Source organism: Polaromonas sp. P1_E1_2 (assembly GCF_056406035.1).
Genome location: NZ_JBFUAZ010000095.1, coordinates 1 through 9,847, shown reverse-complemented (window position 1 = coordinate 9,847; position 9,847 = coordinate 1). Strand labels below are relative to the sequence as shown.

General features: G+C 61.2%; 9 protein-coding genes. 2 read left to right on the top strand and 7 right to left on the bottom strand.

Annotated elements, in window-relative coordinates:
• The coding region (locus AC1D1P_RS07140; RefSeq protein ID WP_477672517.1) for an FAD-binding oxidoreductase at positions 1-1,322 on the top strand (1,322 nt) is incomplete at its 5' end.
• A 47-nt stretch (positions 1,323-1,369) separates the two neighbouring features.
• On the opposite strand, the gene AC1D1P_RS07135 is transcribed toward AC1D1P_RS07140, so the two are convergent.
• Positions 1,370-2,374 carry an aldo/keto reductase gene (locus AC1D1P_RS07135; RefSeq protein ID WP_477672516.1) on the bottom strand — a complete coding sequence of 335 codons (1,005 nt, stop codon included), beginning with the start codon at positions 2,372-2,374 and terminating at the stop codon, positions 1,370-1,372.
• A gap of 253 nt (positions 2,375-2,627) precedes the next feature.
• On the opposite strand from AC1D1P_RS07135, the gene AC1D1P_RS07130 reads away from it, so the two are divergent.
• Positions 2,628-3,101: a hypothetical protein gene (locus AC1D1P_RS07130; protein WP_477668714.1), complete on the top strand. Its 474-nt coding sequence runs from the start codon at positions 2,628-2,630 to the stop codon at positions 3,099-3,101.
• A 45-nt stretch (positions 3,102-3,146) separates the two neighbouring features.
• On the opposite strand, the gene AC1D1P_RS07125 is transcribed toward AC1D1P_RS07130, so the two are convergent.
• From AC1D1P_RS07125 to queA, 6 genes are all read right to left on the bottom strand, one after another.
• Positions 3,147-3,959, bottom strand: coding sequence for a YiiX/YebB-like N1pC/P60 family cysteine hydrolase (locus AC1D1P_RS07125; RefSeq protein ID WP_477668713.1), 813 nt, complete (start codon positions 3,957-3,959; stop codon positions 3,147-3,149).
• 55 nt (positions 3,960-4,014) lie between these two features.
• Positions 4,015-5,820 carry an ArnT family glycosyltransferase gene (locus AC1D1P_RS07120; protein ID WP_477672515.1) on the bottom strand — a complete coding sequence of 602 codons (1,806 nt, stop codon included), beginning with the start codon at positions 5,818-5,820 and terminating at the stop codon, positions 4,015-4,017.
• The gene (locus tag AC1D1P_RS07115) at positions 5,807-6,346 is read right to left on the bottom strand and encodes a GtrA family protein (protein WP_477672514.1); all 540 of its coding nucleotides are present in this window, start codon (positions 6,344-6,346) and stop codon (positions 5,807-5,809) included. Before AC1D1P_RS07115 ends, AC1D1P_RS07120 begins: the two co-directional genes overlap by 14 nt.
• Positions 6,347-6,356: 10 nt before the next feature.
• Entirely contained in the window at positions 6,357-7,589 is a 1,233-nt protein-coding gene (locus AC1D1P_RS07110) for a glycosyltransferase family 9 protein (RefSeq protein ID WP_477672513.1), read from the bottom strand.
• The gene (tgt, locus tag AC1D1P_RS07105) at positions 7,589-8,752 is read right to left on the bottom strand and encodes a tRNA guanosine(34) transglycosylase Tgt (protein ID WP_477668709.1); all 1,164 of its coding nucleotides are present in this window, start codon (positions 8,750-8,752) and stop codon (positions 7,589-7,591) included. Before tgt ends, AC1D1P_RS07110 begins: the two co-directional genes overlap by 1 nt.
• A gap of 42 nt (positions 8,753-8,794) precedes the next feature.
• Positions 8,795-9,847, bottom strand: a 1,053-nt coding sequence (gene queA, locus AC1D1P_RS07100; protein ID WP_477672512.1) for a tRNA preQ1(34) S-adenosylmethionine ribosyltransferase-isomerase QueA, incomplete at its 5' end; no start/stop codon positions are given.

The window sequence follows — 9,847 nt, the reverse complement described above, 5'->3', positions numbered from 1 at the left end:
CGTTGAGTGTGTGCAATGTCACGCATCTGAGCTCTGTGACGGTGGCGGGGATCGCGGAAATTCGTGGGATCGATGATGTCCGGCAGGCTTTAAAAAAATGGCAAGGCCGCGTGAGTGTCGGCGGCGGCAGATTCAGCATGGGTGGACAAACCGCAATTCAAGGCGGACTGCAACTGGATATGCGCTCCATGAATGCAGTGGTGAAATTCGACCCTGCCAAACGAACCGCCAGAATCCAGGCCGGTATGCGGTGGCGCGACTTGCAAACAATCATCGACCCGCAGGGGCTGGCGGTCCAGACCATGCAGAGCTACGCCAGTTTCACGGTGGGAGGTTCGGTGTCGGTGAATTGCCATGGGCGTTATGTGGGGCACGGGCCTGTGAGCCGTTCCGTCAGGGCCCTGCAGATCGTTTTGCCTGACGGTGAGGTGGTTGAAGCCAGCAGGCAAATCAATTCAGAACTTTTTCATGCCGCTATTGGCGGGTATGGAGGGATTGGCGTCGTCACGGAGATTGAACTTAATCTCGATGAAAACTTTCGCATAGAAAGATCAACGAATCGCATTTCCATTGAAGACTATCCGGGCTGGTTCCGCGAGAAGATCCAGTCTGACCCGAACGTGCTGTTGCACAACGCCGATTTATTCCCGGACCGGTTTGGCTATCCGCATTGCGTCACATGGTCACGCACCGACAAGCCCTTGACCATCCAGGAGCGGTTGACGCCGCCGGGCCGCCCCTACACGAAAGAGAAATTTTTTTTCTGGGCCATGACGGAGTTGCCTGGCGGAGCTTTGCTCCGGGGAAAAGCCGCTACTTCCATCGAAGATACCCCGGCCGTGGCGTGGCGCAATTATGAAGCCAGCCTTGATGTTGCGCAGCTGGAGCCAGCGAACCGGGATTTTTCCACTTATGTTTTGCAAGAGTATTTTGTTCCGGAGCGCCACTTCACAAGCTTCGCGCGAAAGATGGCAGACATCTTGCAAACGATTCCTACGGGAACGGTGAATGTTTCAATACGCCACTCGCCGCCTGATCATGCGGTACTGATGGCTTGGGCGCGGCAAGATGTATTTTCTTTCGTGATTTACTATAAGCAGGGCATGTCGGTCTATGCGCAGCGACACGCTGCGCAATGGACTCGCTCAATGATCGATCTGGCCTTGGCGCATGAAGGCACCTACTACCTGCCGTATCAGCTGCACGCGACAAAGGAACAATTTCTTCGTGCTTACCCTCAGGCGCCAAGGTTCAACAAGTTGCGTGAGCATATTGGCGCGTCGCGGTTCACGAATGCTTTGTGGTCGCAGTACCAGATCTGATATGAAGCCGTTCCCGAAAGGCCGACAGAAGCCGCAGGTTCCTCGACTCAGGCCATCGGCCGCCCAAAAAATGGGTAACCCGGGTCGTTGTAGCCGTGGCTGGACGCGTGGCCGGGCACGACCAGGTCATTGACAAAGATTTCGTCGTCCTTGTCCAGCACCAGTTCCACCGCACCATACACATCCTCCAGGTGCGGCAGGGTGCGCGGGCCGACGATGACCGAACTGATCAGTGGATTGGCCAGTACCCAGGCTGCGGCGAACTGGCCGGGCACTTGTCCCCGGGCTTCGCAGCGCGCCTTGATCTTCTGCGCAATGACCAGTGACTCTTTGCGGAATTCGGTCTCCAGGATGCGCTTGTCGCCGCTGCCCGCGCGTGTGCCTTCGGCCGGCGGCTGGCCGGGTGGGTACTTGCCGGTCAGCACGCCGCGTGCCAGCGGGCTGTAAGGCACCACTCCAATGCCGTAGTGGCCGCAGGCCGGCAGGATTTCAACCTCCGGGCCGCGGTTGAGCAGGTTGTAGTACGGCTGGCACACCACGGGCTGCGGCATGCCCAGCGCTTTGCACAGGTGCACCACCTCGGCGATGCGCCAACCCCTGAAGTTGGACAGACCAAAACTGCGAATCTTGCCCGTGCGAATCAGGTCGCCCAGCGTGCGCACCGCCTCCTCCAGGTTGGCGTCGTGGTAGTCACGGTGCAGGTAAAGAATGTCCAGGTAGTCGGTTTGCAKCCTGGACAGAATGGCCTCGGTTTCCTGCACCAGCCAACGGCGGGAGTAGTGGCCTTCGTTGACAGCCTCGCTGACAGGGTTGCCCAGCTTGCTGGCCAAGACCCAGTGGTTCCGCTGGCCCGCGAGAAGCTTGCCCAGGTCTTTTTCGGACTGCCCCTGGTTGTAGACATCGGCCGTGTCGATGAAGTTGAGCCCGTGCTCGCGCGCCGACGCCACGATGCGGCCTGCTTCTTCAAACGGCGTCTGCTTGCCGAACATCATGGTGCCCAGGCACAGGACGGAGACTTTGAGGTTGCTGTTTCCAAGGCGGCGGTATTGCATGGTCATCTTTGCAAAAAAAGTGGGCAGGATCGCCGATAGTGCCTGAGCCTGAATCTTTGCGCTGCACGTCGGCTATTTGGTGACTGCGGCCCCCGCCATGAAGATTTGCTGTCTACCTGTCGGTTTTCGATGAAGTATCTTCATTTGATGCTGATCGTACAAATCTAATGATCTTGTATCTTTAAACGAAACTTTTAAGGCATTCCGCTCCACACTGCCTCTACAAGCATGTGCTTGGGCCTTCGGGTTATTTATGAAGATCGATTCCTCCGTGTTCTCCCTGTCACGCCTGACGCGCCGCACGGCTTTGGCCGCTGCGGTGCTGGGTGCCACTGCCCTGACGGGCTGCTACGTCGTGCCGGTCCAGCCCGGCCATCCGCCGGTTTCCTCCACGGTGTATGTCACACCGGCCATGCCGGCAAGCACGACCTTTGCGGCGCGGCTGTACCCGGCGAACGACATCGCCCAGGCCTACGGCATGGTGGGCGCGGTGGTGACCAACGACATGAACGGGCGCGGCACCTTCACCACCAACATCAACGGTGAAAGCTTTAATGGGGAAGCTACGCGCATCGCGGGCTCTTCGACGCGCGAAGGGGTGGCCAACGGCTCCGGCAGCCGGGGCAGCTATATCAGCTGCCGCTACCAGATGAACTCGTCAACGATGGGGACGGGGCAGTGCAAGCTCTCCAACGGTGCGCAGTTCACGATGCACATCGGCGGTTGAATCAACTGAAGTGGCCGTCGCCATAACTACCAACAGCGGCGCCGGCTACTGCTGCATCTGCTCGACGGCGACGATCTGGGGCGCTGCCTTGAGGTGCCCCACATACCGCAGCGGCTTGTGAATCATGATGGAGGGCACATCGCCCTCCCGCATGTGCAGCAGGTCGCCGGGGTTGATCAGCCGGGGGTCGGCGTCGGTCAGCGGCAGGCCGGCGCTGCGGTAGGCCTCCAGGATGAACTGCGAACAGAAGAACTGGTCATTGCGTCCCAGTCCCAGCTGCACGGCTGCGATGCCGCGAATACAGAAGTCGCGCACCATCGAAGGCACCAGCGGCAGCTCRCACATGCGGCGCTCCAGCGCGAAAGGCGCCTGCAGCATCACGCCGACATAGTTGTATTTCTTGCCTTCATGGCTGGCCGCGAAGGTGTTGATCTTGATGGCCTGTTCGGCGGTAAGGTCGGGATGGCGAAACGCCACCACTGTCGCCTCATCATTGAGTAGCGCGTCCATGCTGCGCACGCGGATACCCGAGCCCACGGCTTCAGCGATCTGCCGGTTGCCCATATATATCGCAGCATGGCTGACCGGCGATAGCGTGATCAGGCGAATACCCACCGAGTTGATGCCGTTTTCAGCGGTGAGGATGATGTCGCCCGGCAGCAGGACGTCGGGCCTGATCAGCTCTCCACCATTGCCCGGGTTCAGAGCCATGTTCTGAAAACCCAGCATAGGCGCACCCGTCTCCGCATGCGGCTTGATGGCCGTGGCGCAGCCGCCAAGCGCAAGGAGCAAGCTGCCCAGGACAGTCACCAGGGATAGCAGTCGGGCCATCGTGGCCTGCGGTGAGGTTTTCGGCATGCGCAGGGCTCCAGTCAAATACGGGTTTGGAATGAACAGAACAATCAGCGGACGCTCAGGGCGCGGCGCGCTCGACCAGGTATTCTCGGGCGTACCAGAAGGTTTCGGGCGACTTGAACGCGCCCAGCGTGCCTTCTTTTTCGTCCTGCCGTGAGCGCAGGTCCCAGCGCTGGTCGATGATGCGGCAACCGTCGCAGGGCTTTTGCCCGGCACGGCGCTGCACCAGGGCGTAGCGCGTGTTCTTGAACAGGGCATTCAYGTCCTCGTAGTCCACCGGCTGCGCGGCAAAGTAGGGAACGATTTTGGCGCCCGGAATGATGAACTCGTAGCGCTCAAAGTGCCCGTTGAAGTTGCTCGGCACCGACACGGACTGGCCTTTGAGCAATGCATCAGTATCGGGGCGGAAATGGCCCATGTCGCCGTTGAAGGGCAGGGTCACCCATGCGAGCGCAATGAGTACGGCGAAGCTGCTCATCGCAGCGATCGGGCGCGTCAGCTCGCGCCTGACCATGCCCGCAATACACGCCACGGCCAGAACCCCTATAAAGAGCCAGTAGAGCGGTGAGTACAGCCAGGAATCCTGTGTGGCCCGCACACCGCCAAAGCCGATCAGTCCCATGGCCAGCGCGCCGCCCAGGCAGATCAGCAAGGTCAGGCTGAACCAGATGCGCGAGATGCGCTCCCAGTACAACGCGATCAGTACGGCCAGCGCGGGCATGGCGGGGATCAGGTAGCGGGTGGAGCGCTGGGTGGGCACCATGAACACCAGCGCAAAGGCCAGCATCCAGAACCACATGGCTTTTTCTGCATCGCTGATGGTCTTGCCAGTGCCCTTGCGCTGCCGCCAGGCGCGCCACGCCGCCACAAAGCAGCCCACGGCAACGGGTAGCAGGAAAAGGGCGTTGGAGAAGTAACCCGTCAATATCGTCAACACGCCGCTGCTGCCGCTGAACGCGATGGCGAAGTAGCCCTTGGACGAATTCATCTTGCCGGCGTTTTCGCCGACGACAAACTCGCGCCAGACTTCTCCTGGTTGCGGGTCAATGGCAAACCACAATCCGAAGATTGCGAGTGCCAGCACGCAGATGGCTGTGACCTTGATACCGTCGGTGATGATCCCGGCCCGGGAAATTTCCCAAGGAGCTTTCTGAGCACCCAGCACCTGGTAGCACAGGGCCAGGCCGAACCCGACCGGCACCACCATGACAAACGATTTGTAGAGGCAGCCTATGCCGATGGCCAGGCCGGCGAGCAATGGAAATTTCCAGCGCGAGGCCAGCAACTTTGCCGGCGCCCAGGCAACGGCAAACAACACCCCAAACAGCCAGAAAGTTTCGGGTGCGCTGGTGAGGTAAGGCCTGCCATAGCGGTAGGTGCTGAAGAACGACAGGTACACGATGGCCGCGATGGCGCCCATCGTCAGGGCATGGCGGCTGCTATCGGTTGAAGCGGCCTGGCTGACCGGCTCTTCAGCGACAGTGCCGGTGGATGTGGCCGTGTTGCGAACGATCTTCCAGGTCAGCAGCCCGACCATGAGCGAAATTGCCCACGTATAGACCACGCTCGGCAGGCGCAGGTTGAGCAGCGTCCAGTGCCCGCCCCATCCGCCGGCGACCATCGCCTGCCARAACAGCACGGGYGGCTTGGTGTTGCGCATGAAATCGTAGGAGCTGACCAGYGGMAGCCACTTGCCGGTCGCRGCCGTCAGCCGGGCGATATGGGCATAGACCAGCTCRTCGCCRTTKCGCGGAATGTGGTCACCGGCAAGGCCAAACAGGTAAGCCAGCGCGACCAGTAGCGCCAGCGTTATCCAGATGCGGTGGGCCGGGATACGATTTTTCAGGGACTCAGGGCTTGTCATGGGTATCGGTGGAGGGCGGCGCAGCGCCGTCGGCGTCAGGGGCCACGATTTTCGCGCGCCGGCGGCGAAATGTCATGCGGTCATTGGCCACAAAGTTACACACGCTGGACAAGGCAATCGCCAGCACGTTGGCCAGGATGTAGTGCATGTACAGCGCCAGCCATTTGGTCAGCAGTGACTGCAGCACGATGGCCAGGCCGGCCGCCATCACGTACTTTGAAAACAGGAAAAGTGCCGAGTGGTGCACTTCATGCTTGCGGTCGCGCCAGGTCAGCCGCCGGTTCCAGTAAAAGTTGCTGATGGTGGCGATCGTGATGGCCAGCGCAATGGAGTAGTTCAGCCGGGAATGGAAGTCGGCAATGTGGCTGAACAGGAATTCCTGGGCAACATACAGCACGGYGACATTCACCACCGTGCCGCTGGCGCCCACCACGCCGAACTTGATGAAGCGCCAGCGCACCATGGGTTGCAGGCGCTCAGGCAGGCGGCTGATGACAGCCTCTGCTATGGATCGGAGTGTTGTCATCGGAATGGGGTCAGGGCGTTGCCAGGCACTCGCGCGCCTTGGCCAGTACGGTTTCGGGCGCAATGACCTTCAGGCACTGGTTGTCGCCGTCGCAATACGACGAGCGGTGGTTGTAGGCAGTGAGGCAAGGCGAACACGGCCACTGGCTGTAAAAGGAATGGCACTGCGGTGTGAGCGGCGCATACAGGCCCGGTGTCTCGGGGCCAAACAGCATCAGTGTCCAGATGGGCGTGAGCGCCGCGAACTGCCCAGGCCCACCGTCGTTGGTGACCAGCAGGCGTGCCACATGAAAGAGCGCCAGCAGTTCGGAAATGGATCGCGTATAGCCGGTCAGGTCAATCACGGGGCTGCCGGGGAAGGCCGCCTGCACRTTGGCTACCAGYTGCTGCGCCAGYGCCTGGTCGTCTTTCAGGCCRATCACGGCCACGGCGCAGCCGTCGGCCACCAGCCCTTCGCACAACGCGGTGTAGGAAGCCAATGGCCAGGCACGGATCGGCAGGATGCCCCCGCCCGGGTAGACCAGCACCAGGGGCTTGCCGGCAATCGCGGGAAAGTCCTGCGCCAATCGCGCATGGATGCCTGGCACCAGCGCCGCATCCAGCTGTATGTGCGGCGGTGGTTTTCCGATGCCTGCCGCGGCCAGATTCGCGGGCAGTTTGGATTTCGGAACGGCGGTGGAATCAATCGCGCGCGCCAATGTCAGAAACTGCGCGCTGATGTGCTGGTAAGGGTTGTAGGGAACGGGCCGGTTGATGTGCGAGCCGCGGTACAGGCCTTCCTGCGTGTGGCGGTGAAAGCCCACGCGGATGCGCGCGCCGCTGGCATACGACAGCAGGCTGCTGATGCGCGAGAACAGCTCGCAGTCAATCGCCACGTCAACATTCGCGCGCCGCAGCTCGCCAATAGCCTTCCACAGGCTGGACAGCAGGCCGCCCAGCGACTTGTCATCCACCGTGTGCACGTTGGCCGGGTCCACCACCTGCATGAGGTCGAGGATTTCGCGGTTCTTGCCAAAGAGCAGGGCGTGCAGCGGTGCGTCGGGGTAGCGCTGCTTCAGGCGCGTGAACATGTCGTGGGCCAGCACCAGGCTACCCATCTCCGACAGCAAAATCACCACGATGGCGCGCGGCGCGGGGTCGGCGCCGGAGCGGAATTGCCGCATCACGGCATCGACGCCCGATACCGCAGCACACAGCGGTATGCCGACCCAGCGGTCAATCCAGCGTTGCAGGTTGATGTTCATCAGACGCCCCGCTGCCTGTCAGCGTGGAACTGCGCGGTGAATTCGCCAAAACGGCCGGCGTCCAGTGCGTCGCGGACTTCCTGCATCAGATTCAGGTAGTAATGCAGGTTATGGATGCTCGACAGCATGGGGCCCAGCATTTCGCCGCAGCGGTCCAGGTGGTGCATGTAGGCGCGCGAGAAATTCTTGCAGGTGTAGCAGCTGCAGGTGGCATCAACGGGTTGGTCTTCCGTCTTGTAGCGCGCATTGCGGATCTTCAGGTCGCCAAAGCGCGTGAACATGTGGCCGTTGCGCGCATTGCGCGTCGGCATCACGCAGTCAAACATATCAACACCGGCTGCCACGCCTTCGACCAGATCTTCGGGTGTGCCCACACCCATCAGGTAGCGCGGCTTGTTCGTCGGCAGGCGATGCGGCGTGTGCGCCATGATGCGCTGCATTTCTTCCTTGGGCTCACCCACGCTCACGCCGCCAATCGCATAGCCGGGCAATTCCAGCTCGACGAGGGCATCAAGTGATTCCTGGCGCAGGTTCTCAAACATGCCGCCTTGCACGATGCCGAAGAGCGCGTTGGGATTTTCAAGCTTCTTGAACTCGGCAATGCAACGGCTGGCCCAGCGCAGGCTCAGCTCCATCGAGCTGCGCGCTTCGCCTTCGGTGGTGATATGGCCCTTGGTGTCGTAGGGCGTGCACTCGTCGAACTGCATCACGATGTCGCTGTTGAGCACGGTCTGGATCTGCATCGAGATCTCGGGCGTCAAAAAGAGCTTGTCGCCGTTGACGGGCGAGGCGAACTTCACACCTTCTTCCGAAATCTTGCGCATCTCGCCCAGCGACCAGACCTGGAAACCGCCGCTGTCGGTGAGGATGGGCTTGTTCCAGCTTTCAAACTTGTGCAGGCCGCCGAACTGCTGCATCACGTCGAGGCCTGGGCGCATCCAGAGGTGAAAGGTGTTGCCCAGGATGATTTGCGCGCCCATGTCGTGCAGTGACTGCGGCATCACGCCTTTGACCGTGCCATAGGTGCCGACGGGCATGAAGATGGGGGTTTGCACCACACCGTGGTTGAGCGTCAGTTTGCCGCGCCGGGCGTAGGAACCGAGGTAGGCGCCGGCGCCTTCGCCAGCCGGAGCATCGGTCTTCAGAACTTCAAATTCGAGCATCTTGGGATTGTCGCAGGTGTACGCGGGGAGATTCAGGCACCCTCAGGTGTTCCCCAGAGGGGTTTTACGGGTCAGCAGCATGGCATCGCCATAGCTGAAAAAGCGGTATCGCCCGGCAATCGCATGCCGGTACAGCGCCATGATGTGTTCGTAGCCTGAAAACGCGCTGACCAGCATCATCAGCGTGCTTTTGGGCAGGTGAAAGTTGGTCAGCAGCAGGTCTACCACGGCAAATTCAAAGCCCGGGGTGATGAAGATGTTGGTGTCGTTGCAGTCGGGACCGAATTTGGCGTGCGACTCCAGCGCCCGCACGGTGGTGGTGCCCACGGCCACCACGCGGCCGCCACGCGCCTTGCAGGCGGCGATGGCCTGTTGCGTCGCTACGGGAATCTCAAAACGTTCGAAATGCATGGTGTGGTCGGCAATGTTTTCGGCCTTGACGGGCTGGAAAGTGCCGGCACCCACATGCAGCGTCACGCTGGCGCGCCGGATGCCACGCGCTTCGAGCTGCGCCAATATGGCTTCATCGAAATGCAGTGCCGCGGTGGGCGCGGCCACGGCGCCCGGGTTTTTGGCAAACACCGTCTGGTAGCGCTGCTCGTCGTCCGCGGAGTCGGTATGGGTAATGTAGGGCGGCAGCGGTACGTGGCCATACTGCGCCATCAGGGCGTAGGGATCGCTGCTCAGGCGGAAGCGGTAAAGTGGCCCGCTTTCCTCGGGCCAGCGGCCCAGCAGCGTGGCGGTGAAGCCACCGTCCATTTGCAGCACCGCGCCCGGCAGGGGCTTTTTGCTGACCTTCATGTGGGCGGCGACTTCATGGCCGGCATCCGCGTGGGGCGACAGCACGCGTTCGATCAGCAGTTCCAGTTTGCCGCCGCTGGCTTTCTGGCCGAAGAGCCGGGCTTTGACGACTTTGGTGTCGTTGAACACCAGCAGGTCGCCCGGCAGCAGCAGGCCGGGGAGTTCGGTGAACCGTCGGTCCACTGGCAGGTCTTCACGCCCGTCAAGCAGGCGCGAGCCGCTGCGCTGGGCGGCAGGGTGTTGGGCGATGAGTTCTTCGGGCAGCGTGAAATCAAAATCGCTGAGGGTGAAATG